This is a genomic window from Bradyrhizobium sp. Crot121, from assembly GCF_059512385.1.
On the sequence record NZ_JCAMOR010000327.1, the window covers coordinates 1 to 568 of the forward strand.

The window sequence follows — 568 nt, forward strand, 5'->3', positions numbered from 1 at the left end:
TGATCGGATTTTGTGTTGACCATCTGAACCACTTACAAACCCAGCCAACGAGTCCGGCGTCGCTGACGTTGACGTTCACATCGCCGCGCTGCGCCTCAAATTCTTTCCAGACTTGGACTTTGTGAATCGGAAAGCTGTTCGGCACCCCCCACAAGTAGACGACGCAAAAACCAACCTTCACCAACGAGCTATGGCTTCTCAATTGCCCGCTCGTCATTTCCCGGTCGGGCACCGTCGTCTCGAACAGGAGATGATGGCCGTACCTCTCGACGTAGCCGTGCTTTTGGACGATGCCCTCGTCATCCAGCAGACCATCAAGGTCGGCAACCCGGATGGCCGTGCCGTTGAAGCACGGTTTCAAAAAATCCCAATCCCAAAGGGCCGCACAGTATTTCACCGGGTCTCGGATCATGCGGCTGCTCCCTCGTCAGCCTCATTCCCCCAAGCGCTCCAACCCGGTCGTGCAACGCCCCGCCGATTCAGTTCGATCTTGGGAACGGTCGGGAAATACTGCTCGATCATCTCAAGAAAGATTTCGGGCTTTGCGGAATGTTCACCGCCACGGGGC

General features: G+C 56.5%; 2 protein-coding genes. Both read right to left on the minus strand.

The genetic code is table 11. The features are described from left to right. Positions 1-412 (minus strand): hypothetical protein (locus AC5ZGW_RS46795; RefSeq protein ID WP_496114220.1); only part of this gene is annotated, 412 nt, incomplete at its 3' end. Beyond that, the coding region (locus tag AC5ZGW_RS46800) for an MT-A70 family methyltransferase (protein ID WP_496114221.1) at positions 409-568 on the minus strand (160 nt) is incomplete at its 5' end. The genes AC5ZGW_RS46795 and AC5ZGW_RS46800, both read right to left, overlap by 4 nt.